Annotated in this window: 21 protein-coding genes; 6 read left to right on the top strand and 15 right to left on the bottom strand. The window is 41.0% G+C overall.

The genetic code is table 11. The features are described 5' to 3' along the window. Positions 1–142 precede the first annotated feature (142 nt). The 4 genes from GXP67_RS10465 to GXP67_RS10450 all read right to left on the bottom strand — a co-directional run bounded on the left by GXP67_RS10465 (position 143) and on the right by GXP67_RS10450 (position 10,455). The gene (locus GXP67_RS10465; RefSeq protein WP_162443081.1) at positions 143–2,866 is read right to left on the bottom strand and encodes an ABC transporter permease; all 2,724 of its coding nucleotides are present in this window, start codon (positions 2,864–2,866) and stop codon (positions 143–145) included. 164 nt (positions 2,867–3,030) lie between these two features. Beyond that, positions 3,031–5,460 (bottom strand): ABC transporter permease, encoded by a 2,430-nt coding sequence (locus tag GXP67_RS10460; RefSeq protein WP_162443080.1) that lies wholly within the window; start codon positions 5,458–5,460, stop codon positions 3,031–3,033. Between the two features lie 65 nt (positions 5,461–5,525). After that, positions 5,526–7,976 (bottom strand): ABC transporter permease, encoded by a 2,451-nt coding sequence (locus GXP67_RS10455; RefSeq protein ID WP_162443079.1) that lies wholly within the window; start codon positions 7,974–7,976, stop codon positions 5,526–5,528. 25 nt (positions 7,977–8,001) lie between these two features. Then, positions 8,002–10,455: an ABC transporter permease gene (locus GXP67_RS10450; protein ID WP_162443078.1), complete on the bottom strand. Its 2,454-nt coding sequence runs from the start codon at positions 10,453–10,455 to the stop codon at positions 8,002–8,004. A gap of 384 nt (positions 10,456–10,839) precedes the next feature. On the opposite strand from GXP67_RS10450, the gene GXP67_RS10445 reads away from it, so the two are divergent. Continuing rightward, positions 10,840–12,213 carry a sigma-54-dependent transcriptional regulator gene (locus GXP67_RS10445; RefSeq protein ID WP_162443077.1) on the top strand — a complete coding sequence of 458 codons (1,374 nt, stop codon included), beginning with the start codon at positions 10,840–10,842 and terminating at the stop codon, positions 12,211–12,213. Between the two features lie 10 nt (positions 12,214–12,223). Here the strand turns inward: GXP67_RS10445 and GXP67_RS36980 are convergent, their stop codons facing one another. Genes GXP67_RS36980 through GXP67_RS10425 form a run of 4 tightly spaced genes read right to left on the bottom strand, consistent with a single transcriptional unit; the run spans position 12,224 to position 15,594 of the window. Then, positions 12,224–12,829 carry a hypothetical protein gene (locus GXP67_RS36980; protein WP_197901675.1) on the bottom strand — a complete coding sequence of 202 codons (606 nt, stop codon included), beginning with the start codon at positions 12,827–12,829 and terminating at the stop codon, positions 12,224–12,226. Between the two features lie 36 nt (positions 12,830–12,865). Further along, positions 12,866–13,522 (bottom strand): PIG-L deacetylase family protein, encoded by a 657-nt coding sequence (locus GXP67_RS10435; protein ID WP_162443076.1) that lies wholly within the window; start codon positions 13,520–13,522, stop codon positions 12,866–12,868. Next, positions 13,503–14,327, bottom strand: a complete 825-nt coding sequence (locus GXP67_RS10430) for a sugar phosphate nucleotidyltransferase (protein ID WP_162443075.1) — start codon at positions 14,325–14,327, stop codon at positions 13,503–13,505. The genes GXP67_RS10435 and GXP67_RS10430 overlap by 20 nt, the downstream gene beginning before the upstream one ends. Before the next feature lie 40 nt (positions 14,328–14,367). Then, on the bottom strand, positions 14,368–15,594 hold the full coding sequence (locus GXP67_RS10425; RefSeq protein WP_162443074.1) for a class I SAM-dependent methyltransferase: 1,227 nt from the start codon (positions 15,592–15,594) through the stop codon (positions 14,368–14,370). 464 nt (positions 15,595–16,058) lie between these two features. Between GXP67_RS10425 and GXP67_RS10420 the strand changes: the two genes are divergently transcribed. Both GXP67_RS10420 and GXP67_RS10415 read left to right on the top strand, forming a co-directional pair. Continuing rightward, a complete protein-coding gene (locus GXP67_RS10420) occupies positions 16,059–17,528 on the top strand; it encodes a M81 family metallopeptidase (RefSeq protein WP_162443073.1) in 1,470 nt (489 codons plus the stop codon). A gap of 148 nt (positions 17,529–17,676) precedes the next feature. After that, positions 17,677–18,102 carry a hotdog fold thioesterase gene (locus GXP67_RS10415; RefSeq protein ID WP_162443072.1) on the top strand — a complete coding sequence of 142 codons (426 nt, stop codon included), beginning with the start codon at positions 17,677–17,679 and terminating at the stop codon, positions 18,100–18,102. A gap of 129 nt (positions 18,103–18,231) precedes the next feature. Here GXP67_RS10415 and GXP67_RS10410 read toward each other — a convergent pair whose 3' ends face one another. After that, the gene (locus tag GXP67_RS10410; RefSeq protein WP_162443071.1) at positions 18,232–19,080 is read right to left on the bottom strand and encodes an outer membrane beta-barrel protein; all 849 of its coding nucleotides are present in this window, start codon (positions 19,078–19,080) and stop codon (positions 18,232–18,234) included. 201 nt (positions 19,081–19,281) lie between these two features. After that, a complete protein-coding gene (locus GXP67_RS10405; RefSeq protein ID WP_162443070.1) occupies positions 19,282–20,076 on the bottom strand; it encodes an XRE family transcriptional regulator in 795 nt (264 codons plus the stop codon). Positions 20,077–20,221: 145 nt separating this feature from the next. On the opposite strand from GXP67_RS10405, the gene GXP67_RS10400 reads away from it, so the two are divergent. Then, positions 20,222–20,716 (top strand): phage holin family protein, encoded by a 495-nt coding sequence (locus GXP67_RS10400; protein ID WP_162443069.1) that lies wholly within the window; start codon positions 20,222–20,224, stop codon positions 20,714–20,716. Here GXP67_RS10400 and GXP67_RS10395 read toward each other — a convergent pair. The 3 genes from GXP67_RS10395 to GXP67_RS10385 form a co-directional block, all read right to left on the bottom strand. Continuing rightward, the gene (locus GXP67_RS10395) at positions 20,706–20,966 is read right to left on the bottom strand and encodes a hypothetical protein (protein ID WP_162443068.1); all 261 of its coding nucleotides are present in this window, start codon (positions 20,964–20,966) and stop codon (positions 20,706–20,708) included. The genes GXP67_RS10400 and GXP67_RS10395 overlap by 11 nt on opposite strands. A gap of 193 nt (positions 20,967–21,159) precedes the next feature. Further along, a complete protein-coding gene (locus GXP67_RS10390; protein WP_162443067.1) occupies positions 21,160–21,699 on the bottom strand; it encodes a hypothetical protein in 540 nt (179 codons plus the stop codon). Positions 21,700–21,867: 168 nt separating this feature from the next. After that, a complete protein-coding gene (locus tag GXP67_RS10385) occupies positions 21,868–22,215 on the bottom strand; it encodes a hypothetical protein (protein WP_162443066.1) in 348 nt (115 codons plus the stop codon). Between the two features lie 400 nt (positions 22,216–22,615). On the opposite strand from GXP67_RS10385, the gene GXP67_RS10380 reads away from it, so the two are divergent. After that, positions 22,616–23,266 carry a response regulator transcription factor gene (locus GXP67_RS10380; RefSeq protein WP_162443065.1) on the top strand — a complete coding sequence of 217 codons (651 nt, stop codon included), beginning with the start codon at positions 22,616–22,618 and terminating at the stop codon, positions 23,264–23,266. 135 nt (positions 23,267–23,401) lie between these two features. On the opposite strand, the gene prfB is transcribed toward GXP67_RS10380, so the two are convergent. Beyond that, positions 23,402–24,479, bottom strand: a protein-coding gene (prfB, locus tag GXP67_RS10375; protein ID WP_162443064.1) for a peptide chain release factor 2 whose coding sequence is annotated in 2 segments (ribosomal slippage) — positions 23,402–24,418 and positions 24,420–24,479 — 1,077 coding nt in all. Because the reading frame shifts where the segments join, the coding sequence is not laid out codon by codon here. A 306-nt stretch (positions 24,480–24,785) separates the two neighbouring features. Here prfB and GXP67_RS10370 point away from each other — a divergent pair. Further along, positions 24,786–25,394, top strand: a complete 609-nt coding sequence (locus GXP67_RS10370) for a porin family protein (RefSeq protein WP_162443063.1) — start codon at positions 24,786–24,788, stop codon at positions 25,392–25,394. Positions 25,395–25,501: 107 nt separating this feature from the next. Here the strand turns inward: GXP67_RS10370 and GXP67_RS37350 are convergent, their stop codons facing one another. Beyond that, positions 25,502–25,834 carry a low molecular weight phosphatase family protein gene (locus GXP67_RS37350; RefSeq protein ID WP_232065106.1) on the bottom strand — a complete coding sequence of 111 codons (333 nt, stop codon included), beginning with the start codon at positions 25,832–25,834 and terminating at the stop codon, positions 25,502–25,504. Between the last annotated feature and the right edge of the window lie 526 nt (positions 25,835–26,360).

The following is a 26,360-nucleotide window of genomic DNA, read 5'->3' as shown; positions in this document are numbered from 1 at the left end:
ACCTGGATTTTGAGGAGTAGAAGAATTACCGGATATTTTCTGCGTTTAATTTTGATCCTGCGAATCCCTTAATCCCTATAATCCAGGTTCCAGACCATTATTCTTCCTTATCAGAACAATCTGCCTGATCTGTGGTACAAGCTTATTCATACCGCAGGCTTTTGACCGGATTCGATTTGGCAGATTTAATCGTTTGCAGGCTCACCGTCAGCAGGGCAATTACAAACACCAGAATACTTGGAATGATAAACAGCCAGGGATTAATGTTAATGCGGAATGCATAGGTTGAAAGCCATTCATACATGGCCCAGTACGCCAAAGGCCAGGCAATCAGGTTGGCCAGTAATACCAGTCCCAGAAAATCTTTGGAAAGCAGGTAAATAATTTGATTCACGGAGGCTCCGAGTATTTTGCGGATACCAATCTCTTTAGTGCGCTGAACGGTAGCAAAGGAAGCCAGTCCGAGTAAACCCAGGCAGGCCACAAATATGGCAAGCGTTGCAAACAAAGTAAATATGCGACGGAAATGCCGGTCAGTTTTATACTGGGAATCGAAAAATTCATCCAGAAAAAAGTACTCGAAAGGATTTCCGGGAAACACCGATTGATAAGCTTTTTCAATGGCTGCCACTGTATTTCCTGCATCTTTCGCCTCTATTTTAATGGAGTAACAGCGGCCATCTTGGGGATTCAGCAGAAAAATCATTGGTACATAATCGCTTTTCAAGGTTTTCTGGTGATAGTTATTTATTACGCCGACTACCTTGTATTTATTATCTTTTCCATACATAATGTTATTATTCACCGCTTCCTGCGCGCTTGCAAATCCCAGGGCTTTTGCTGCTGCTTCGTTGATAATAGCGCCTTCCTTGTCAGTGCTGAAGTCTTTAGAGAATGCCCGTCCGGCGAGTAATTTGATACCATACGTAGAAATAAAATCATAATCGGCCCAGATCAGGCTAAACATAGATAGGCTGATGTCTTCACTACCTTCCCGTTTGATGCCATTATCGGAATACATATCTTCCATGCCTGGCACGACATCCGTAGAGGCAAAATGCCTTACATTGGGGTATTGCAGTACCTGGTTACGGAATACATCAAACTTCTGGCTAAACTGCTTATTGTTGACAATAAACGGTGATTTTACTACCATAATCTGATCAATATTGATCCCCAGATCCTGGTTTTGCATGAAATCGATCTGGCGGTATACGGTAAAAGTGCCGGTAATCAGCAGTACCGAAATCACAAACTGGAATACCACCAGGCTTTTCCGCAGCATAATACCACTGGCAGAACTCCGCCATTTTCCTTTTACTACCGAAACCGGCTGAAAAGAGGAAAGGGCAAAGGCCGGATATAAACCAGAAAAGAGTGTTCCTGCCATAAATAAGCCAATAAATAACAGCCAGAAAGTAGACTCTTTCCATAAGGTTAAAGGCATTTGCTGTCCGGTAAAATCGTTAAAATAGGGGAGAGCCACCTGCACGAGTGTCATGGCAAATACGGCTGCCAGTACATTCAATACCAGGGATTCTGCCATAAACTGGCCTATTAGTTGAGAACGGCTGGCACCTACCACTTTGCGTATGCCTACCTCCTTGGCTCTTTCAATGGAACGGGCGGTAGATAAATTGATGTAATTCACCCAGGCCAGTATCAGGATGAATGTTGCAATGATGAGGAGAAAATAAATGGTGGTAATAGAATTGTTTACCCCAATTTCGCGCTTAAGATCGGAGTATAAGTGTATTTGTTGAAGGGGCTGCAGAAATAATTCTTCTTTGGCATTGTCAGCCTGTAGTGCAGGACCTCTGTATTTGTCAATAATAGCCGGAAAGTTTGCCTCTACTTCTGCAGGTTTTACGCCAGGCGCCAATACTACGTAGGTGTAGGTTTGAAACCACTGCCAGTTCATATCTAAGTCGCTGCCCAGCGAACGGTACGAAAGCAGGAAATTGAATTGCAAATGAGAATTGGCAGGTACATCTTTGAAAACGCCGGTAATCAGTTTAGGCTGGGCATTATCATTTTGCCGGAAGCTGATCAGTTTGCCCATCGGGTCTTCACTGCCGAAATGCTTGCGGGCGATTGATTCAGAGATTACTACCGAATTCGATTCGTGCAGGGCTGTTTTCGGATTTCCTTTGATCAATGGAAAAGTAAACACATTAAAAAAGGTGGCATCTGCGAAGTAAATACCATCTTCCTTAAAAGATACTTCCCTAAATGTTTGCGCCGCTTTTTTATAATTTTCGGTTTCTGCTACAAAAAACAGGGAATTGTTATTGTCAGTAGTATCCACCAGCGGATTATCCTTATCGTTCACCCAGTTTCCGTTTACTACAAACTTATAGCTGTATTTGCCTGGAACGAGATTGAGCCGGGCCACCCATTCATTGCCTTCACGTTGCATAGGATTTTCATTCGGATTCCACCCATTGAAATTTCCGGCAAGCAATACCGATGTGGAGTCAGTAAATTGTTTGGTACGGATAACAACCGGCTGAAACATGGTAGTTTGCTGTCCGGCTATATGGCTCACCATGGTATTGCCGTACCAGCTTCGCAGTCTGGTAAATTGTGAAATTCCCGGCACTTCTTTCTGCAAAGTAGGTCCGGCAGCATGGTAGCTTTGGGCACTTTCCCCATCTAATTGTCCGGCTACAAAACGACGGCCAGCCAGGCGGTAAATATGGTCTGCCTGGGTATGAAAGCTATCATAGCTGAACTCAAAAACAACATACTGTAATACCAGTAAACAGGCGGCCATGCCTACGGCTAAGCCCAGGCTGTTGGTGAAAGAGAAAGCTTTGTGCTTGGTAAGGTTGCGGTAAGCGATGGTGAGATAGTTGCGGAGCATAGAGAGTAGATGTAAGGAAGTACTATTGTTGTCTGGAATCTGGACCGCAGATTACACAGATGATCGTCTGGAACCAGGATTTTCAGGATTAAAGGATTAACAGGATTTTTATCTTGGTATCTTTTATCCTGTTGATCATTTCAATCATTATTATCTGCGGTCGGTTATTCATTTCTCAAAGCTTTCACCGGATTTTCCCTGGCTGATTTAATTGTCTGGTAACTGATGGTGAAGAAAGCAATCAGCAGCACAGAGATACCTGGTATGAGAAAGAAATCTAAGGCAATAGGTGTGTGACTGGCATACCCGGAGAGCCATTGCTGGATACTCCAGTATGCCACCGGGCAGGCAATCACAAGTGCCAGTACTACCAGCTTCATAAAGTCTCTGGACAGCAGCAGTAATAAGGAAGTTAGGGTAGCCCCCAGCACTTTTCTCACGCCTATTTCTTTACCTCGCTGAATAGTAGTATAGGAAACCAAGCCAAATAAGCCGAGGCAGGCAATAAAAATTGCCATGCCTGAAAACACACTGAATACCTGCCCGAACCGTTTATCGGCTTCGTACTGGCTGGCAAAATGCTCATCCATAAAGAAATACTCAAACGGACTGCCCGGATATAATTTTTCGTAAGATTCCTGTACGGAAGCGATGGTCTGCGTGAGTTTACTGGTATTTACTTTGGCTGAGAAAAACTTCCGGTCGTTGGTGCGTAGTTCCAGAATAATGGGAATCACTTCTTTGGCTACCGAATACTGATGAAAATCTTTGATTACGCCTATGATGGTTTTCTCCCCCTCATACTGAATCCGCTGGTTTACGGCTGCCTCCGGACTTTGAAAGCCCAGTATTTGTATGGCTCTTTCACTTAGAATCAGATTGTTTTTATCTGTAGACAGATCTTTCGAAAAACTTCTGCCAGCCAGAACTTGCAGACCATAGGTAGAAATAAAATCGGTATCTGCATAGATATGGTGAAACCTAAAGTCTTCATTTTCCGGTTTCGTACCTAATCTGCCTACTGCTCCAATGGTGCCATACATACCAGTATTGGGTACGGAGGAAGAAACCGTAACTTTGTTAATGTTGGCTTGTGACAGGAGTTGATGTTTGAAAACCTCTGCTTTCTGACTAAATACAGAATCGGCTTCTCTCAACAGTGGAGCTTTTACAACCAGCAATTGATCGATATTCATGCCTAAATTATATTCCTGCATAAACTGCATTTGCTTGTACACCGCATAGGTTCCGCTTACCAGTAGAATGGCCACTACGAACTGAAGTACAATGAGCATTTTTCTGAAGGAGAACACTTCAGTAGTAGCATGAACTTTTCCTTTTAAAGCCACTACTGGCCTAAAAGAAGACAGTATAAAAGCCGGATATATTCCTGATAGAAACGTAGTTGCAATGAAGATACTTACCAGAGAGAACCATAAAGTAGTATCCTGCCAGTTGAATACATAAAAGGCTTTCCCAGACAGACTGTTTATCCAGGGACTGGCTACTTGCGCTAGGGTAAATGCCAGTATGATACCTACTAAATTGAGCAGCAGCGATTCCAGGAAGAATTGCCTGATTATCTGCAGGCGGCTGGCGCCAATTACTTTTCTTACCGCTACTTCTTTGGCCCGTTCCATTGCCCTGGCCGTAGATAAATTAATATAGTTGATACAAGCCAGCAGCAAAATAAAAGCGGCAATCAGCATTAACAAGCGTACGATGGCAATATCACCATTTGTTTCAGCCTCATCCTGCAGTCTGGAATGCAGGTGAATGTTTAATAAAGGCGTTAGCACAAATCCTATCCGGTTCTGGCCTAGCCCAACTCCACTTTCTCCCCAGAGTGTACCCAGATATTTATCAAGAAATGCCGGAAATTTAGCGTTTAAGTTTTGCACATAGGCTTCTTCACGCAAGAGAACATACGTGTAATGATCTATGCTGTCCCATCCATTGAGGCGTTCATTTCCCAGGTGGCTTACCAAAGTCTGAACAGAAGCCAAAAAATCTATGCGAAGGTGAGAGTTAGTAGGTAAATCGGCAAATACTCCTCTTACGGTTACATCTTGCTCAAACAATCTACTTTTCAGCTTCATTACTTTTCCTAAGGGATTTTCCTGACCAAAATACTTCCTGGCTGCCGATTGGGAAATAATCACTTCATTGGGTGCTTTCAAAGTAGCAGTGCTTCCGGGTTGCATACGGAATGAGAACATCTGGAGAAAGCCTGGATCAGCGAAATACAGGTTCTCTTCAGTAAATGTCCCTGCTTTGTAAGACACAACCCCTCTGCGGAAACACAAGCGGGTAAACTCACTTATTTCCGGGAAATCTGCTTTCATAGCTGGCCCCAATCCAAGAAAAGTAGTGGCATACTCTGTAGGTACTCCTTCCTTATAAAAACTGGTGCCTACCCGGTATATTCTTTCTCCCTTTTCGTGGAACCTATCGTAACTCAGCTCATGGCGGATATATTGCAGAATAAGTAAAAACGCAGCCATGCCCACCCCCAGACCCAGAATATTAATTGCCGAAAAAGCCTTTTGCCGTTTTAAATTCCGGTAAGCTGTAAGTAGATAGTTGCGTAGCATGGAATGGCTTATTTTGTATGAGTTATTAATATAATTTTGTGCCGCCCTGAAAATACAGGCTCCAATTATTCATATCGTAGCGATTTCACCGGATTAGCTCTGGCGGCTTGTAGGGTTTGCAGACTTATTGTAGTCAGGGCTATCAGAAGCAATAGTATCGCCGGTAAAATTAAGAACCAGGCACTTATTCCGATCCGGAAGGCGTAATTATTTAACCAGCTATGGATGCCCCAGTACACCAAAGGCCATGCAATGAATGATGCTACCAGTACCAGACGAATGAAATCTTTACTGAGCAGCAGTACAATATCGTTCACTGAAGCTCCCAGTACTTTGCGTACCCCTACTTCTTTCGTCCGCTGGGCCATGGTAAACGAAGCTAATCCGAATAAACCCAAACAGGCAACCGCAATGGCTAAGCTGGCAAACAAACCAAATATTTTCAGAAACTGCCGGTCTGATTTATATTGTGTATCATAAAAAGCATCCAGAAAGAAATAGTTGAATGGATTTTCGGCAAAGGTACTGGTATACTTCTGTTGCACTTGTCCTATCGTTTCGGAAAAGTTGGATGCATTTATTTTAATGGAGAAATAATTGCGGCTTCTTTTGGCATACTCATACAAAACCGGATCGAGGGCCTCTTTCAGAAAATGCTGATGATAATCTTTAATTACACCAATCACCTGCTTTTTGTCCTGCCAGTTAACAAAAATATATTCACCTACCGCAGCTTGTGGATTTGCAAAACCTAACTGGCGGCAGGCAGTTTCATTGAGTATGATGCCTTCGCTTTTATCAGTAGAGAAGTTTTGAGAGAAATTTCTGCCAGCCAGAAAGGTGATCTCATATTGTGGAAAATAGAATTCATCTACCCAGGCTATATTATAACGATTGCCCACAAATTCGCCGGCATTCGCCCGTTTTACCCCTCCTCTGGAGGAGCCAATGGGTTTTCCGGGCACATCGCTGCTGACTGAAAAACCGGTAATGGAAGGGTTTTGCAACAACTCGTTTCTGAATATCTGTAGCTGCTCTGCATACCTATCTCCTTCCTCATGAATGCTGGGAGCATCTATAACCAGGGTTTTTTCAATGTTTACACCCAGGTTTTCATTCAACATGTAGGAAAGCTGCTGATAAACAGCCATGGTAGCCGCAATTAGTAAAACAGAAGCTGCGAATTGAAAAACGACCAGGCTTTTACGCAGTAATATCCCCTGCACAGAATTTTTAAACTGCCCTTTTAACACTTGCATGGGCGAATAAGCAGATAAAACAAATGCCGGATACAGTGCAGAAAGAAAACTTCCCAGGATAAACAGAAGTACAAACGGATACTGGATGCCATACACTGGTGAGCGTAACATAACTATTAAAGATACTTTTGGTAATTCCCATCCGGTAAAATCCTGAATCAGTGGCAGCGAAAGTTGAGCAATGGTAATGGCAAAAATGGCACTGATGCAGTTGAGGAGAAGGGCTTCCAGAATAAATTGTTTAATCAATTCAGTCCTTCCGGAGCCAATCACCTTGCGGATACCCACTTCTTTGGCCCGTACCATCGCCCTGGCCGTAGAAAGATTGATGAAATTAATCCAGGCAATCAGGGCAAGCAGCAATGCAACTACAGCCAGTATTTTCACGGTAGTTCCGTTTTCGTTTATTTCGGCTTCATAATCCAGGTCTGAATATAGATGAATGTTGCTGAGGGGCTGCAAAGTCAATTTATCCAGGTGTGCTTTTCCCCGGTATTTTTCCAGCATAGCCGGGAGTTTTTCTTCTACTTTTTTGGGGTCAGCCTGTTTGGCCAGCTGTACATAAGCATATATATTATCTCCATTCCAACTATCCAGGCTTTCGGCTGCTTCCGGCAATAAAGTGCTATAGGAAACCAGGCAATCAAAGTATATGTGGGAATTTACTGGTACATCCTGCATAACACCAGTTACCAGAAGCTGCTCTTCGCCAAAAATAGTGAGGGTTTTACCAAGTGGATTTTCCCATCCAAAATACCGGTGTGCCATAGACTCTGTCAGGATAATGGTATTGGTATTTTCAATAAGTTTTTCCGGAGAGAGAGGGCCAGTTATTGCTCTAATAACAGGAAAGGAGAAAATTGTTAGAAAGGAAGCGTCAACAAAAGCAACCTTTTTCTCTCTGAAAGAAACCGATTTTCCTCCTTTGGTTTTGTAACTAATGATTGCCTGTGCAGGGAAAAACCTGGCTTGTTCTACTACCTCAGGAAATTCCTTTTTCATGGTTACGCTAACAGCTCCATACGTGATAGCCCGTTTATGAGAAAAATCCCCTTTATTGTCATAATGGTCGTTTCTGATCCGGTAAATTCTTTCTCCTTTTTCATGAAAACGATCGTAGCTTAATTCAAAACTAATATAATGGAGAATAACCAGACAGGCAGCCATTCCTATAGCCAACCCTATGATGTTGATGGCAGAGAAAGACTTATGCCGGAGCAGGTTTCTATAAGCAATAATCAGGTAATTGTGAAGCATAAATTTTTTCATTAAGTTTCCAGGCTTACTCGTATCTCAAAGCTTTCACCGGATTTTCCTTGGCCGATCTGAGCGTTTGAAAACTTACCGTGAATAAGGCCATCAGCAATACCATCAGGCTGGGAAGTACTAGTAACCAGGGAGTAATATCGATGTGATAGGCATAATTTTGAAGCCAGGCATGTATACCAAACCAGGCTAGTGGTAAGGCGATCATGTTTGCCAGGAGTAGCAGCAGCACAAAATCTTTTGACAGCAGAAATAATAGTTGTCCGACAGAAGCCCCTAATACTTTGCGGATGCCTATTTCTTTGGTCCGCTGCAAGGTGGTATAATAAGACAAACCAAACAATCCCAGGGAAGACACAATAATGGTGAGGATAGAAAACAACCCTAACACTTTCCCGAATTTCTGATCATCCTGGTATTGCCGGTTAAACTGGTCATCCATAAAAAAATATTCAAACTGGTTTCCCGGAAAGAAGGTCATGAACTTATCTTGAATATAGTCAATGGTGGCTGGCAGATTCTCTGTACGCACTTTCATAGAGATAGTAGCTCCAGTGGCATAGGTAGGCAAGAATACAATAGGCTCTACCAGGTTTTTCAGCGATTGCTGGTGAAAATCTTTTACAATACCCACTACTTCCCAATCCCGGTTCCAGAAAGTAATAGTCTGATGAACAGCTGCCGAATCAGTTTTAAAGCCTAAGAGTTTTACTGCTGTCTGGTTAAGCAGAATATGCCTGATTTTGTTGAAATCCGGATTATGATCTGAGAGAAGAAAGGTTCTGCCGGAAACTACGTTCATCTGGTAGGTATCTATAAAATCAGAATCTATGTTCATCCGGCTCATGGTTACTGTGGCCTGCTCAGGGTCATTTTTCCGCCTGAAGTCGAAGGTACGGGGCAATCGGTCGCCAGGCAGGTTAGAGGAAGTGGCTGATTTTTGTATGGCTGGTAACCGTTTAAGTTCTGTTTTAAAAGTATTGATCCGGTCAATAAATGTAGAATCATATTCCGTTAAACCAGGTCCCCGCATCACTAGCATTTGTTCAATATTGAGCCCTAAGTCTTTGTTGCGCATATATTGTATCTGGGTATATATGGTTATAGTGGCAATAATCAGCGCAATAGAAGCCGCGTACTGGCTTACCACCAGCGCCTTTCTCAGGAAGCCTCCTTTCGTGGTACTTGTAAATTTACCTTTCAGTACAGCAATCGGCTGAAAGGCTGATAAGGAAAATGCCGGATAAAACCCGGACAGAATAACACCGGCACAAAATACCAGCAGAATAAATAAGCCGGTGAGATAACCACTGTACCCATTATAAATAAGCAAGGAGAGAGATAATTTTTTGCCAGTAAAGGTATTCAACAAAGGCTGGGCAAATTGTGTGAGGGTAAGTGCCAGAATAAAGCCCAGCACATTCAATACAACTGATTCGGCTAAAAACTGCCGGATGATCTGATTTTTTTGAGCACCTAATACTTTTCTCACGCCTACTTCTTTTGCCCGTTCCAGCGAACGGGTGGTGGTAAGATTGATATAATTGATCCAGGCGATAAGCAGAATAATAATGGCTACAGCCAGCATTACCCATACTATTTTCCCATTGGTGGTTTCTCCAATTTCATATTCATAATCTGAGTACAGGTGTGCATCTACTAAGGGTTGCAGAAAGAATTTTTCAACACTTCCGGAAACCTTATCTCCCTGAAAAAACCGGTCACTAAATTCCGGCAGTTTTGCTTCCAGGCTGGCTTTGCTGATACCAGGTTTTAACTTGATGTAATGATAAAAATCAGAGCTGGTCCAGCTGTTATCGGTCCATTCACCCCAATCTTTGATGATGGTTGGATAAGAAATTAATAGGTTAAACTGTAAGTGTGAATGAATAGGTACATCTTTGGCAATACCTGTTACCTGGAAAGGATTTTTATCGGTATCCAAATAGATGCTTTTTCCTATCGCCTTATCCATCTCTTTTACAGGGAAACCAAATACTTTTGTTGCCAGACTTTCAGTAATCACGACTGTATGGGTTGTTGTCAGTGCTGTTTTAGGATTGCCTGCTAAGAGTGGAAAGCTGAAAAAAGTCAGGAATTTATCATCTGCTATTAATGAATTATTTTCTGCAATCAGGTTATCCTGATAACGGATAAGCATTTTTCCGCCATCCGTTAATCTGGTGTTTGCTTCTACTTCCGGATATTCTTTTACCAGGGTGGGGCCGATGGTAGGATAGGTAATAGTGCCATGCTGAATGAGTTTCCCTTTCTGGTAGCGGTCGTTGGTAATGCGGTAGATGCGGCTGGCATCGGTGTGAAAGCGGTCAAAACTGAGTTCATAACAAACATATTGCAGAATAAGCAGGCAGGCCGCAATCCCAAGCGCTAGTCCCAGAATATTGATCGCAGAAAACAGCTTGCTTTTCTTAAGGTTGCGGTAAGCGATGGTGAGGTAGTTGCGAAGCATAGTTTATAGTAAAAAGGTTCTGTTGCATATCGATTCTTCCTCTACCACTTCAGGCATGATGAAATGCTTAATCATGGTTTTGGTGCAGAGACTCATATACAGATGCCAGACTTTATTCAACTTATATACCATATATGTATAGTTTTGAAAATCAATATATTAAATGATATAGATTTTGATACTATAAGTTAATATGTTTCACTCTGGCACACAGTATTGTTTCAAAATGATACAATCTTTATATTAGGCGATTGAGTGGTTGAGTGGGTTAAAATATCGAATAAAGCATCATAATTTTTAAACACTGCTTTATAAAGTATTTTTAATCATCTGACAATTTAACCATACAGCCATCACTCAATCACGCATTCACCCAATCACTTTATGACCCTGCTCCCTGGTAAGATACTTATAATTGATGATGATACCGATGTATTGCTGACCGCCAGAATGATTCTGAAAAGGCAATTCTCCCTGGTGCATACAGAAAGCGATCCGGCTAGAATTTATGAACTTTTGCAGAAAGATTCTTATGATGTAATCGTGCTGGATATGAACTTTACCACCGGACAAACCAGTGGAAAAGAAGGCCTGCACTGGCTGAAAGAAATTCTTCATCTCGACCCAGGCACCCATGTGATGATGAATACGGCGTATGGTGATATTGACCTGGCAGTTTCAGCCGTCCGGCAGGGAGCCATTGATTTTCTGGTAAAACCCTGGGAGAAAGAAAAGTTAGTATCCAGTGTGCTTACGGTGTATCAGCTAAGCCAGTCGAAGAAAGAAGTAAGGCAGTTGCGTTCTAAACAGAAAGTACTGGCACAGGATGCCAATAGCCATTATCCGGAATTAATCACTTCGTCTATAGTAATGCAGCAAGTACTGAGTTCTATTGAAAAAGTAGCCATTACCGATGCCAACGTATTGATTTTAGGCGAAAATGGCACCGGGAAGGAACTGGTGGCCAGGGCAATACACCGGAAATCGGGTAGGGCAGAAGCCGATTTTATAAAAGTAGATGTGGGTGCCATTGCTCCTACCTTATTTGAAAGCGAACTATTTGGCCATGTACGAGGGGCGTTTACCGATGCAAAGGAGGAGAGAGCCGGACGGTTTGAGATTGCTTCCGGCGGAACGTTGTTTTTAGATGAAATCGGAAATCTCCCCTTGGCCTTGCAGGCTAAATTATTAACGGTGCTACAGAACAGGCAAATCAGCCGCCTGGGTTCCAACAAACTCATTCCAATAGATATCCGGCTGGTATGTGCAGCTAATCAGCCCTTGTATGCTATGGTGGCCGAAAATACTTTCCGGCAGGACCTGCTATACCGCATCAATACTGTAGAAATTAAGTTGCCTCCCTTGCGGGAACGTACAGAAGATATTCCGGTATTGGCCGACCATTTTCTGAATATATATACCAAAAAGTACAGAAAATATGGAATGACCATCCATAAGGAAGCCATCAAACAATTCAGGCAATATCCCTGGCCTGGTAACATCCGGGAGTTACAACATGCTATCGAACGGGCTGTAATTATGAGCGACAGTGTTGAACTCAAATCCTCAGATTTTTTACTGCATCAGCCTGCTAAAAAAGCAGAACAGAAAATGGAAAATTACAACCTGGAAGCCATGGAGAAAGCTGCTATTCAGCAAGCCATCAAAAAATACAAAGGAAACCTGACCCTGGCTGCCAAAGAGCTTGGTTTTGGAAGAAGCACATTATACCGGAAGATGGAAAAATACGGTTTGTAAGGATAAGTGATCAGAGGTAATTATTTCCTTGCGCTGGTCTGAACTCCCGCCAAACTTCAATGAGCTGGTTAACTACTGCTTCTTTCTCCTTTGCAAATTGTTTCCAGAAACCAAGGTTTGTAAGAACAGCATATTCAGCTTCCGCAAATACTGCTTTAATGTGCTCTTTTTCATGAATAACTGACTCCAGGTAGGATAGTTGTTCCCAAATATTCTTGCCGGAAAGTATTCCTTTTTCGACAGAAATCCCTTTATAATCTGCCGAATACCGGGAAGCAACTACCCGGATATCACCTGTGATCTTATCATTAAAAGCTTCCAGTTCTTCGGCAGGTATCCAGTATTCATTATGAATAGTCCCACCTACATTCTGTTCCTGATATTGAGCTAAATGCGCCCGGTTAATGTCAAACTCAGTCACAAACCCACAATGATCACCATTAGATGGTACATTCCATTCCCTGGTTATTTGCTCTGCATACGCAAAATTGGTGACCGGATAGAAAATAGGTTGCCAGTACAAACGGGGCGGATAACTTTTATAGCCGGAATCAAATATTAACCTTAACTCTTTAAGCCCAACTGGTCTCCATAGCCTGGTTGTAGAAATTGTCATGAGATAGATATAAGCGTTTACCTATTGCAAGATACATTAACTTACCAATACTTTACGGGCATGGAAGGCCTCTGCATATTTATTTTCTGCCGCACATTCCATACCCCTCAGGCGCATCAGGGCCAGAAAAGTTTCTCTGTCAAACCAGTGCTTATTCGACTGGCTGGCAAAACTTTTTAGCAATATATCTGTTTTTTTCTCAGCCAGCCGGCCATCCAGCGATACGAATAGATTTGGAATTCCCAGGTCGCCATCATATTTGGGAATTTCATATTCCAGAATAAAATGATTTCTGAATGTATTCCAGGCCAGGTCGGAGAGGAGGCGGTGGTCCTGATGCCGGTCGTTGCGGTAATGCGTAAAAACTACATCAGGTGCGAACTCTTTTTTAATCTGCTCAAAATTATCCTTGATCTCATAGCCTGAATACCCCAGGAAACCATCGCGGTATTGATGTACAACTATATCTTTTTCTTTTACTCCTTGCAAGAAGAGTTCGGCACTTGTTTTTGCTTCTCTGGCTCTTTCTTCGGTAGACGCAAATACCACCCATTTTACAAAACTGATTGTATAGTTTTCGATCAGTTTCAGCAAGGTGCCGCCACAGCCGATCTCAATATCATCGCAATGTGCTCCCAGACAAAGTAATTTATATTCGCTTTTGGTAGCCTGGCTAAAGTTTAAATGGAGCATTTGCTTTAGAAGATACAAGTTTGGTATTCGGTTTTCTCCATACATCCCAGGGGGTATTGCCTTTGGCATGCATATCGTCGAGTAGTTGTTTGTCTTTAAATGTATCCATCGCTACCCAGAAACCATTATACCGGTAAGCAGTCAGCTGGTGTTCGGCAATTAACCGTTGGAAGGGCTTCTCTACCAGTTCATCTCCTTCTTCCATATAGTTAAATATTTCCTTCCGGAGAATAAAACATCCGCAATTAATCCACAAGCCTGAATTAGCAATAGGCCGGATGCTGTCTACCGAATCGTCATCATACAATTTTACCACATGGAAGGTTTGTGTAGATTGATAGGCCAGAAAACTGGCTATTTTATTTTTAGCATAAAAATGATCGATCATTTTATCCAGGGGCAGGTCTGTAAGGCCATCACTATAGTTGGCCAGAAAAACATCTTCTCCTTCCAGATAGGGTTGTACAGCTTTTAGGCGCTGTCCGATGTTAGAGGTCATGCCTGTATCCACAAAGGTGATTTTCCAGTCGTCAATGTCACTGTTGAGCAAATGTAAGTCTTTACCACCTTCTGAAAATACAAAGTCGTTGGATACGTATTCATTGTAATTCAGGAAGTAATCCTTAATCATGTCTCCCTTATAACCGAGGCAAAGTATAAAATCCTTGTGACCATAATGGGCATAGTATTTCATAATTTTCCATAAAATCGGTCTGTAACCAATCATAACCATTGGTTTGGGAATATTTTCAGAGTACTCTCTGAGCCTCATACCTAAACCGCCACAAAAAAGTACAACTTTCATAATAATAAAAATTAGGTTAAAAAATAAAGAATAAATGAGTTTAGCTATACACTATAATCTCAGGAATGGGAACTACGAATTTTGCTCCCCATTCCCGAACGTAAGAAAGCTGATTCATAATTTCAGTTTTCAGGTTCCAGGGCAGAATAAAGATATAATCAGGCTTTGTTTCTTTGATCTTATCGGGATGATGGATTGGAATATGGGTTCCGGGAAGAAAACTACCCTGTTTATGTGGATTCCTGTCTACTGTATAATCGATAAAATCAGTACGAATGCCACAGTAATTCAACAATGTATTTCCTTTACCAGGTGCTCCATATCCGGCCACTGTTTTTCCTTTTCGTTTGGCATCAATCAGGAACGCCAGAATTTTACGCTTTGTTTCTTTTACTTGTTCGGTAAACGAGGAATAGTATGCCATGTTAGTGAATCCTGCCTCCTGTTCCCGTTTCAATAAGTTAGTTACATTTTCACTTACAGGTTTAGAGGTATCTTGTGTGTGCCGGGCGTAAATGCGTAAAGAACCGCCGTGGGAAGGGAGTTCTTGTACATCAAAAAGAGTGAGTCCATGGTGAGCGAATATTTTATCTACAGCTATCAGCGACAGATAGGAAAAATGCTCATGGTATATGGTATCAAACTGGTTTTCCTCCATCAAACGCTCCAGATGTGGAAACTCCATGGTAATAATTCCATCTGGTTTCAGTAACACTTTCATGCCGGCTACCAGGTCATTAATGTCGGGTACGTGGGCCAGTACATTGTTACCCAGAATCAAGTCGGCTTTCCCATATTCCTGCTTTACCTCTCCGGCTGTTTTTACTCCAAAAAACTTAACGATTGACTTTACGCCTTTCTTCATGGCATATTCTGCCACATTGGCTGCAGGCTCTACTCCCAGACAAGGAATATTCTTCTCCACAAAGTATTGAAGCAAATACCCGTCGTTGCTGGCAATTTCTACAACCAGGCTATTTTTATTCAGGCCAAACCGGTTTACCATCAGATCGGTGTAATTTTTGGCATGGCGCAACCAGGAATCAGAGTAGGAAGAAAAGTAGGCATAGTCGCTGAAAATATCCGCAGGACTCACAAATTCATCCAGTTGCACCAGGTAGCATGTATCGCACACATATACATGCAGGGGATAAAATGGCTCCATATGGTGTAACTGCTCTGGTTTAATATAACTTTCGCACAGCGGAGACATACCCAGGTCAATAAAGTTATGTTGTAAGACAGCGTTACAGTGTCTGCAGTTCATAATAGGATTATTTTTGAAGGAAGATTTAGTTTTGAGTATTCCTTATTAATTTTTTGGTGGCGTAGGGAAAACGTATAAAACTGACTGACTAGCTCTTTGTAGGCGGTATACGAACAGTTAAAACAACTTCAATAGTTGAATTAAGTAACTGGAATAGGTGTATGCAATAGTATAAATTTTATTTGCATAGCAATAATTTTTTGAATTAAAAGATGATTAAAATTTAAAGGAAGGGAAACAGATCTAAAAAATGCCATATTTTTTATTCAAAAATTGTAAAACTGAAGATTTGAGGGGTACATATTTGAAAATAATGCTTCATATAGGTATCTTATATTATTGTCTTATAGCCTTTCCAATACCGTTTACCAGTCATTTGATATAATGACTATATTTTATGACTTCTTTCTATAAACTCTGCCTGTACAATAATATTGTTTAATATATTTGATCGGGATAAAGCTATGAGGAAAAAAATCGCCGTTATTGAGATACAACAAGAGACTAACTCATTCTCTCCGGTACTTACAACCCTGGAAGATTTCAAAGCCGGAGCGTTGGGCTATGGGGAAGAGGTGTGGGCGTTTAGTAAAATATATTCTACCAAACAAATTGCTGGTTTTCTGGGAGCGGTCCGCAAATATGCCAAACATGAAATAGAAGTGATTCCGGTGATAACCGCCTGGGCTACTTCTGGCGGACCAGTAGAAAAAGAGGTATATTATGGATTTAAAGAATATATAGCGCATGCCTTACAGTCACACACAGACCTGGATGGTATTTTTCTATCCATGCATGGGGCTATGGGTGTAGAAGGGATGCGTGACCCGGAAACAGATATTTTGCAATTGATCCGGAGCCTTTGTGGCCATCAGATTCCCATCGGACTTGCCCTGGATTTGCATGCTAACGTTACTAAACAAACGGTTCAACTGGCTACATTCATTGTAGGGTATCGCACTAATCCCCATCGGGATCATTATCAGACTGGTTTCCGGACGGGAAAAATTCTGATTGATACAGTGTTAGGTAAAGTGAAACCGGTAATGGCATTCCGCAAGATGAAATTGCTGAAAGGCGGAGGGTTTACCATAGATTTTCTTTCGCCCATGCGCAAAATATTCCGCCGGATGAACGCCATGGAAAAGCAGCCAGATGTATTGAGTGTAACTACCTTTATGGTACATATCTGGCTCGACGACCCTGAGCTGGGATGGAGTACCATTGTGGTTACAGATGGAAATAAGCAACTATCAGAACAACTGTCGGAAGAACTGGCTGATCTAAACTGGCAGGTACGTCACGTAAAACATCCTCAGCCAGTAAAACCCGAAACGGCCATTGAAAAGGTAAAACAATCCAGAATTTCCAGGTTACTGGGTACGATTATATGGTGCGATGTTTCGGATGTGGTTGCGGCTGGTGCTCCTGGAGAAAATACCTGGCTGCTGAAAACTATTTCCGAACTGGCGCCTCAATATACGGCCTATATTCCGGTAAGAGATGCACCGATGGCACAACTGGCTTTTGAAACGAAGCTTACCCAAGAAATAGAAGTTACGGTGGGCGGTAAATTAGATAAAATTTATAACCAGCCCCTGGCTTTTAAAGGAGAACTTATTTTCAAACAGGATATGAAAGAAACCGGGAAAACAGCTGTGCTCAAAAATCAGGGTACGCATCTGATCCTGACAGAGCGGCCGGCATCTGCATTTTTTCCACGTTTTTTTAAAGAGCTGGGACTAAATCTGTGGAAAGCTGATATTGTTGTGGTGAAGAACCTATTTCCATTCCGTTATTTTTTCCTGTTGTATAATCGTAAAACAATAAATGTAATTTCGGCAGGTACAACGCAAATAGACGTATTTCAAGTAAAATATCAGCATATTCCCAGACCCATCTATCCTTTAGATTCTATTGACCACTGGAAATAATTTATATAGCTTATCTGTCATCCACAACTATTTTTGAAGTCATTTCCTGATAAGGTTCTGCGTATTGGATTTGGGGTGAAAACTTGAATAGCATACACTTGTCGATTATATTACCGGGAATTTTACTTACTGACCATCCTATACTCGCATGATACAACCAGGCACCACCCTCGAACAACTTCAGAATATTGGTAAAAATACCTTAAGTGAGCACTTGGGAATGGAATTTACTGAGATCGGAACAGATTATTTGTGTGGCAAAATGCCGGTAGATAATCGGACCAAACAGCCCTTTGGCCTGTTACACGGAGGTGCTTCAGTGGCGCTGGCAGAAACCCTGGGTAGCCTGGCGGCTCATTTGTCGGTAGATACCAGCAAGCAATTTTGTGTTGGTTTAGAAATTAACGCCAATCATATAAAAGGAGTAAGCAGTGGTTTTGTACATGGAAAAGCAACAGCTATCCACCTGGGCAGGCAAACGCATGTGTGGGAAATCCGGATTACCAACGATGCCGGCCAATTGGTTTGTATCAGCCGTATTACAATGGCGGTGCTGGATAAGAAGCAGGCTTGACGCTTGTTCCATTTAATTACAACAACGGTGAATTACTTTTTGAGATAAGCAATTCGCCGTTGATAAAAATATTACCAGAAATTGTGTGAATATATTGGCTACAATCGTAATTACTGCTGTTTTCAGAAATTAATTTCCCAATGGACCTAAGCTGCGAATGGCTGTGCGGTTCCCTCCAAACATATAATGTAAGCCTAGCTGCACACCTACTAACATATTAGCTCTTCTGCCAAACAGATCTTTTAGCACATCGTTGGGCGAATTTTGTTTGATGCTATTGATTAAATCCTCATTACGCATATCTGTAAAGCCATAATTGCCCCGCACATTGGTAGACAAATATAAATGTGAGCCAATATCTATGTTCAAACCAAACCCAATCGCCAGTTGTAAATCTTTGTCTTTAAACTGCTTTATAGCGGCAGATGCATCTGAACTGGCAAGTACAGTGGTGGAAGGAGGAGCGGTATAAGTACCGTTTCCATTATCCGTAGCCCCTTGTGGTACTTGTCCACCCTCAGGAAGTTTCAAAGTTCCTTGTTTATATTGCTGATATATCTCCTGTCCCTGGGTAAGTATAGATAACTGCGGACCAAAGGCAAAATTAAAGCTCGTCCGGGAGGCACTGTTTCCCATAAAGTTTAACAAAAGCGGCAAATGAATGTACTCCAGGTCAATTTTTCTTTCGCCGATCTGTTGCTGGGCAATATCTACAATCTGATAGATCTGGCCTTGTTTGGAAAGAATAGATTCCAGTTGCAAACCAAAGCCATTGGTGAAGTCTGTTCCGAAAGCGATTCCCACCGGCGACCATTTGTAGGTCATTTCAGCATTGTACCGAGGATCATCGGTTAAGCCCTTATCCAGCACGAATGTACTATTGAAAGCAGAAGTAGCTCCCACATGTAACCGAACCTGGGCTTTTAGTAAAGTTCCGCCTACCAGCAGAAACAAAACAAGCAGGGTAAAGTTTTTCATATATTGAATAGTTTGTGTCTGAGTTCTGTATATATTAAAACGAAGAGGCTAAGCTACGTATTACTTATCAGGGCAGGTAAGAAAAAAAGCCAGTTTATATACAAAGTAATAAAACCTGTCAAGTTTATGTCCCTTTCAAAAAACAGGGGATTAAGTGACGGCTAAAACAGAAAAAATAAAAAATATGACCCTTAAAAATCCTTAGCCTTTTTCAGTAACCAGCACTTTAGAAACCATTCCCACTACATTATTAATGTTTTCCTCCAGTCGCCGAAGGCGGTTATCCAGGTATAAGGGTGGTTCCAGATTAGTGCTTACTTTTACTTTTACTTCCCATACTTCATAAATCTCTTCAGCTGGTAGTTCGAAGTTCGGGTAAAAATCATTTTCTGAACACAGAATTACTTTATTGTCTTTTTTCAGGCGGTTAATCACTCTTTTTACAACAATTCCGATTCCTTCTACACCGGCTACCAGGTAAATGCGGTTATCCATAATATGAAACCAGTTTTCTACATAGCGGCAAATCACAATATCGCCGGCATGTATGGTAGGTTTCATGCTGTCGCCTTCTACTTCAAAAGCCCGGTAAGTTCCATCTTTCAGGTTGGGTAAATTAAAGCTGGGTAATTGTTGAATGTATTCTAAATCCTGGAAACGGGTAAGATAGCCAGCCGCCGCTTTGATCGGCACAAAAGTGATCCGTTCTATTTCTTCCTTATCTACCACTATCGGCAATACACGTATGTTAGAACCCGAATAAAACTCGGCTGATCTGGGGGCAAGATCTGTATCGGATAAGGGAGCCTGATTCAGTAAAACAGCTGGGTCGATACCTAATACTTTACTTATTTTTTGTAAAGTTTCTACTTTCATACTTTTATTCCGGATCATGGCATAAAAACCAGTTTCAGTCATCTCAATTTTTATAGCCAAATTTTTGAGAGTAACTCCTTTAATTTGAGCTACTTCTTTAATTTTTTCTTCAACAGACATTTTGTAGCTATTTATAAGGTAAAATTTATTTTAGTACTGCAACTTTTTTATGTTAATTAAAGTTATTATACTGCAATATATAATATAACGCAAATACTTAACAGGAGTTATTCAAATTTATTTATTAATCCCAGTCTTTACAGCTATGAACTTAACAAATTTACTTCAATGGATGAAAGAAATAGAGTATGGGAAAGCCAGACTGTATAGCTGGCTAAAATTTATTGAGACGTATATGTATGCCGACTGGCAATTTCTTAATTTTCTGGTAGTGCTGATTGTAATCAACAGTTTATTAGGATTGTATGTACAGTATATAAAGCATACGCTCAGTTATAAGTTGATCATTTTATGGCTGCAGAAAATATTGATTTATGCCTGTTATCTGATTCTGATACATATTATTTCCCACTTTACCATAGAAGGGGAAAAGAACCAGTACTTTGGCTGGTGTAATGGAATCGCAAATTCAGCCCTTATTATCCGGGAAAGTATCTACATTCTGGAAAATATGGGAGCAATCCGTTCAGGTTTGATACCCAAATGGCTGCTGAAAAAATTAAAACAATATGATAAGGAAGGATATGTGCCTTTTGGGCAACCGGATGAAAAACGCACTAAACTACCTGTCAGGCAGTAAATTTAGTTAATGCATTATTCAGCTGCGAATGAATCTGGCTACATGGCACAAAGAAACTCTTATCTACTACATGAATATATAAGCTTTCAGAAGGTTCATCCCAGTTATAATCTATCACAATTCCGTAAGGCCCACGAATGGTGCCGTTTGTTCCCGGAACTGAAAATCCATTGTTTTCCAGCTCTTGTTTTACTGATTGAAATATACTTGCTGTTACACCTTGATAAGTTACCGGATCACAAGCTGCCATAATAAAATTTTGTTGGTTAAGTTAGGTATTTATACGAATGAATTAATTTTCAGTTACTGAAATATATTGACTGCTACAAATGTATAACAAGCGATTAATAATCAATAACAAAGCAACTTAATTTTAAAGGCCTTTCATGCATTTGGTGAAAATCAATTCAGAAAATTTTGCCTTTGCGTATTGGTGAAATTTTTCAACTGTTCAAAAAGGTATAGAAAATAATTAAAACCACTCCTACCAACAGCATAATTAGCGCTATAAATACATAATTTATCTGCGGCTTACTCTCTTTATTGTCCGGCTGGGGAGGGGCAGGTATTTGTAAGGCTAGTTTAGATTCGAGTTGCTGCTGGTGTTGTTCTAAGGAAAATATAATGTTGTTCTGTTCTCTGGTGCGTTCGATCAACTGGGCAATCTGGGTATCTTTGGATGAGAGTTGCTTGTCTTTCTCTTGTAATTGCTGGGTTAGTAATCCTAATATGGTTGGAGAATCGCCGGAAACAGGAGAATCAGGCGGCTTTTGTGCCGTATGGGTTGTGTTATTTATTTCAGGTTCTTCTGTATAGGCAGCCAGCTTTTTTTTCAATAAAGCCTGAGAAATATATCTTTTGCCATTTTTCTCCTTCACCTTAGTAGTCGACTGATATCTGTTCCACAGCTTGAGCAATGTATGTTCAGACTGCCCGGTGAGCTGTGCGGCTTTTTTAATAGATATAAATTCTTTACCAGCCATTGTATAGCAAGGTGATAAAAAAAATTTACATGTAAAACAGCCTTGATGAGTGCCTTACCCGAGCTAAGAATAGGAGAGGATTTAAAAGTGAATTAGAGCAGCCCTATGCAGGGCTGCCTTAATTGTTCTATTGTCACCATTGGAAGTTCTTGGTGGTTAGCAGGCTGCCTAAGAACAGCCAGTTATAACCAGATTGGTTTTGCTTTTGGAAAGTACAGATACCCACGAGAGTAAACCAATCCCATCGAAAGTGCTTTTAATAATTTGATTCAGAAGGTGGAGAACTAAAGAAATATTTGTAGTGAAGAATGTTTGCATGTAAGATACAAATACAGCTAGGTTAGCTGAATACCTATAATGCAGTGCCCGCCCATCTACCTGTGTTTCTCCGGGCTGCGTCCGGATCGCATTATCAGTATCTCCATCGCGCAGCAAAGAAGCGTAAGCATCTAATACGCTATATAAGCCAACAGAATAGCAGCTTTTTTCCAGACCGAGACAGGTGGTTATTTTCATACCTATACATTTAATAAGAGATACAACCGATATGGTTTCCAGTTTACCAATAGCTGTATAGCAACTATCGGGAATCTGGAAGGTAAACCGGCAAAAAATTGTATCTCCTTTTACAAAAATTTCGTTTAACAAGCTATGCTTAGCCAAAAACTAAAAAGAGCCTGTTAGCTACGGTACAAAATTGTGTATTCTGTTGCTGCCTTAAAACAGGTGAAATACTGGATTTTAAAAATGCGTATTTACGGCAAAAACACCGTATAAATACCTGAAAAAGTTAATGGCTCATCAAAATAGCAGCCGATTACGTATTGACTCTGAAATTTTGTTTTTTGTAGATGTATATTTCATACTATAGCCGCTTGTCGGAAGTTAAGTTTCTTCAGTTCCAAATGTTTTAACTATGATTGATGTAATCCTTGCCGATGACCACAAAATTATACGTGATGGTATAAAAGCGTTATTAACTCAGGACACCGGCATCCGGGTAGTGGCTGAGGCGGCTAATGGTTCAGAAGTGCTGGACATTTTATCACGTACCCCTGCAAATGTAGTGGTAATCGATGCAAATATGCCGGTAATGGATGGATTTGAAGCAACCAGGCGTATCCGTGAATCTTATCCCGAAATACGGGTACTTATGCTCTCTATGCTCGACCACGAAAGTTATATCAATAAAGGTATAGAAGCCGGGGCGACAGGTTATATTTTAAAAAATACTGGTAAAGACGAAATTATCCATGCTATTCAGATGGTAGCCAGTGGGCATAAATTTATTTGTGCGGAAATATCGCTGAACCTGCTTAAAAAATTCAGTTCTCATAGCAGCAGGCCTGTTTCATTTGCCGACAAAGTTCCTGGTGATTTATCCAAGCGGGAAGTTGAGGTTTTGCAATTGATCGCTGAAGGATATACCAATGCAGAAATAGCAGAAAAACTATTTACCAGCAAGCGTACGGTTGAGTCGCACCGGCAGAATTTACTTGATAAAACCAACTCAAACAATACGGCTACGCTGATTAAGTATGCTGTTTCGCAAGGCTTGATTGAGTAATATAAGTAATTCAAAAGCCCGGTTACATACCGGGCTTTTAGAAAGACAGCATTTATACTATGATTGCAATGCAATATGGTATAAATGCTGTCAATTTGATTTTATATATTCGAAACCCTCTCTTTTTCAACTCTATTACTGCTCCATCAGGAAGGCTTTGATATATTCATCCAGGTCGCCATCCATTACATTTTGCACATCTGATCGCTCAATACCAGTGCGTAAATCTTTCACCAGTTTATAGGGATGCATTACATAGTTCCGAATTTGTGAGCCAAAATCTATCCGTTTTTTTGTGCTTTCTATCTTGTCTCTGGCTTCGTTGCGCTTGTCGATTTCAAGCTGATACAACCTGGATTTGAGTAATTGCAGGGCTTTTTCCTTATTCTGCAACTGGGAACGCTCCTGCTGGCATTCAATAATAAGCCCGGAAGGTCTATGCCGCAACCGTACAGCCGTTTCCACTTTGTTTACATTTTGGCCGCCTGCTCCTCCCGAACGGAAAGTATCCCAGTCAATATCGGCCGGATTAATCTCAATTTCGATGGAATCATCTACCACCGGATAGGCAAATACAGAAGCAAAGGAAGTATGACGCCTGCCACCTGAATCGAATGGCGAAATTCGTACCAGCCGGTGTACGCCAATTTCTGACTTCAGGTATCCATACGCAAATGGGCCATCAATCTCCAGCGTAGCCGATTTTATGCCTGCTCCTTCACCTGGCTGATAATTGAGTTGTTTTACAGAGAATTTATGGCTTTCCCCCCACATAATGTACATCCGCATCAGCATTTCTGCCCAGTCCTGGCTTTCAGTACCGCCAGCGCCGGGATTAATTTCCAGCACAGCACTTAACTGGTCTTCTTCATTGCTGAGCATCTTCTTAAATTCCAGTTCTTCTACGGCTTTACCCACCTTATTGTACTCCACCTCCATTTCTTCTTCTGATACATCACCTTCCTGGTAAAATTCATCCAGGGCTTCCAGGTCATTATATAAGGCTTCTATCCGGTCGTAATCATCCGTCCAGATTTTGAGCGATTTGATGGATTTCAGCGTTTTCTCCGCTTCTTTAGGTTCGTTCCAGAAGTCGGGTTGCAGGGTGATTTTCTCTAATTCCTGTATTTCGGTACGTTTATTATCGTAGTCAAAGATACCTCCTCAAGGCGCTTACCCGCGCTTTTAACTCTTTAATTTGTTCGGTTGTCATAGGGTAAAAATTTAGTGTGCAAATATAGTTCTTTCCTGCAAATGCTTTATACGTGGGTTCGGTTATAAGTTTCAAAAATATTTATACCCCAAAAAAGAATAAAGGCCTGTTTTTCAACGCTGTGATTTTTATCAACAATAGAATTGTTGATAAATTTTATAAAAATTATGCTATCGACTAAAATCTGGCATACAGATAGCTATAGTGTATCTACATGAAGGGCCTTTTCATATGTTTGGCTTGCAAATAGTTGTTTAACAGCTGCTTACAAGCTTATGTTTTATCATCACCTAAACAAACACTACTATGAAAACTTATATTGGGATTCTTGTTCTTATTATATCTGCACAACTGGCTATGGCACAATCTACTTTTACGTTCGGGCCAAAAGTGGGTTTGAATTACAATAAAATGTATAGCTCCGGAAGCCAGGTAGATTATGATTATATCCGTACATGGTCTGGAGGTGCTTTCGTGCGGGCTAATCTGGGAAAAGTCTATTTGCAGCCTGAAGCATATTTTAATACCAAAGGTAGTGATATTATTATCCGTAAAGACCCAAATGCTCCAGCCGGGAGCGATATAAACGGCAAAATCCGGTTGAGTGCTTTGGATGTACCCGTATTGGTAGGTTATAAACTGGCAGAAGGCAAAGGTAAAAAATCTAATATCCGTATTTTTGGTGGACCTGTTGCTTCTTTTGTATTAAAAGAAAGGGAAAATGACCTCAGGTTGCTGGATGATGATAGTTATACATTTAACAAAACAAACATAGGGGTACAAGTAGGCGCGGGAATTGATCTGGGCAATCTCACGTTTGATGCCAGGTACGAAACCGGCCTGAATAAAGTAAATTCTTATTTTAACCAGCGTACGAATCTGTTTCAGTTAAGTTTGGGTATTAAGCTTTTTTAATAAAGCTGATAAAGACAGCCAGATTACGGCATATCCTATTAACAAAAACCACATCCCTAAAGATGTGGTTTTTGTTTGTATTGGAAGACGGTAGCTTTTTGTCCAGGTCAGGACTTTATCAAACTAAATACATATAACATTTCCCGGGCAATTTGCCTGGTACGTTCATCATAGGTTGCTTTTTCCTGTGGTAATCCATCTGCATTCTTGGGATCATCATAAGCAATGGCAATTCTGGCATCTGCACCCGGAATATACGGACAGGCTTCCTCTGCTTGAGAACACGTCATAATAGCAGCAAAATGTTCTGTTGGATTGCCTGATGCATTGTATACTTTTGAAAAAGCTTTCAGCGGATTTGCCTTATCAGCGAATTTTACCTGATATACACAATTTGTTTCCCCACCATTTCTGCTAATTACAAATCCAACTCTCTGCAAGGCACTCACCGCCCGTTCATTAAAGGCCGTTACTTCTGTTCCTCCCGAATAGGTTTCAATATCCTCAATGCCATAATAGTAGGCGGCTGTTTGTGCCCATATCTGTGAAATATGGCTTCTTCTGGAATTATGTGTGCAAATGAATATGAGTTTTACTTTCTTATAAGCTTCTAATGATTTTGTATATATGTGGCTAGCTTCTGCAAAATATGCTTACGCTCCATTGGAATATACGCAAACTCTTCTGCTACAGAAGCTATATACTTGTTAATAGAGGTGTATAAGTCTGGTGAAATAGATGAGTTTTGCATAGTTGAAATGATTTGGCATGTTGAAAATTTAACAAAAATGCGTAAAAAACAGTTAGGTAATGCCAGACAATATCATTACCCTGTTTGTTTGGTAAGTTATTTCAAAAATAAGCTCATCGCTAAAGCTTTGTGCAATAACATAAAATCCTGCGGCAGCATTATAAATTCTTAGTTTTCTGCACAGAACATTGCTGTGTTGCCACCATAAGCCAATA

The organism is Rhodocytophaga rosea (genome assembly GCF_010119975.1).
GTDB classification, from domain to species: domain Bacteria; phylum Bacteroidota; class Bacteroidia; order Cytophagales; family 172606-1; genus Rhodocytophaga; species Rhodocytophaga rosea.
The sequence above is the reverse complement of the archived record's forward strand: the minus strand, read 5'-3'. Positions and strand labels throughout refer to the sequence as shown.

Excerpts from the sequence above, each read along its gene's own strand:
- GXP67_RS10465 (WP_162443081.1), bottom strand. The coding sequence starts at position 2,866 with ATGCTCCGCAACTATCTCACCATCGCTTACCGCAACCTTACCAAGCAC.
- GXP67_RS10460 (WP_162443080.1), bottom strand. The coding sequence starts at position 5,460 with ATGCTACGCAACTATCTACTTACAGCTTACCGGAATTTAAAACGGCAA.
- GXP67_RS10455 (WP_162443079.1), bottom strand. The coding sequence starts at position 7,976 with ATGCTTCACAATTACCTGATTATTGCTTATAGAAACCTGCTCCGGCAT.
- GXP67_RS10450 (WP_162443078.1), bottom strand. The coding sequence starts at position 10,455 with ATGCTTCGCAACTACCTCACCATCGCTTACCGCAACCTTAAGAAAAGC.
- GXP67_RS10445 (WP_162443077.1), top strand. The coding sequence starts at position 10,840 with ATGACCCTGCTCCCTGGTAAGATACTTATAATTGATGATGATACCGAT.
- GXP67_RS36980 (WP_197901675.1), bottom strand. The coding sequence starts at position 12,829 with ATGACAATTTCTACAACCAGGCTATGGAGACCAGTTGGGCTTAAAGAG.
- GXP67_RS10435 (WP_162443076.1), bottom strand. The coding sequence starts at position 13,522 with ATGCTCCATTTAAACTTTAGCCAGGCTACCAAAAGCGAATATAAATTA.
- GXP67_RS10430 (WP_162443075.1), bottom strand. The coding sequence starts at position 14,327 with ATGAAAGTTGTACTTTTTTGTGGCGGTTTAGGTATGAGGCTCAGAGAG.
- GXP67_RS10425 (WP_162443074.1), bottom strand. The coding sequence starts at position 15,594 with ATGAACTGCAGACACTGTAACGCTGTCTTACAACATAACTTTATTGAC.
- GXP67_RS10420 (WP_162443073.1), top strand. The coding sequence starts at position 16,059 with ATGAGGAAAAAAATCGCCGTTATTGAGATACAACAAGAGACTAACTCA.
- GXP67_RS10415 (WP_162443072.1), top strand. The coding sequence starts at position 17,677 with ATGATACAACCAGGCACCACCCTCGAACAACTTCAGAATATTGGTAAA.
- GXP67_RS10410 (WP_162443071.1), bottom strand. The coding sequence starts at position 19,080 with ATGAAAAACTTTACCCTGCTTGTTTTGTTTCTGCTGGTAGGCGGAACT.
- GXP67_RS10405 (WP_162443070.1), bottom strand. The coding sequence starts at position 20,076 with ATGTCTGTTGAAGAAAAAATTAAAGAAGTAGCTCAAATTAAAGGAGTT.
- GXP67_RS10400 (WP_162443069.1), top strand. The coding sequence starts at position 20,222 with ATGAACTTAACAAATTTACTTCAATGGATGAAAGAAATAGAGTATGGG.
- GXP67_RS10395 (WP_162443068.1), bottom strand. The coding sequence starts at position 20,966 with ATGGCAGCTTGTGATCCGGTAACTTATCAAGGTGTAACAGCAAGTATA.
- GXP67_RS10390 (WP_162443067.1), bottom strand. The coding sequence starts at position 21,699 with ATGGCTGGTAAAGAATTTATATCTATTAAAAAAGCCGCACAGCTCACC.
- GXP67_RS10385 (WP_162443066.1), bottom strand. The coding sequence starts at position 22,215 with ATGAAAATAACCACCTGTCTCGGTCTGGAAAAAAGCTGCTATTCTGTT.
- GXP67_RS10380 (WP_162443065.1), top strand. The coding sequence starts at position 22,616 with ATGATTGATGTAATCCTTGCCGATGACCACAAAATTATACGTGATGGT.
- GXP67_RS10370 (WP_162443063.1), top strand. The coding sequence starts at position 24,786 with ATGAAAACTTATATTGGGATTCTTGTTCTTATTATATCTGCACAACTG.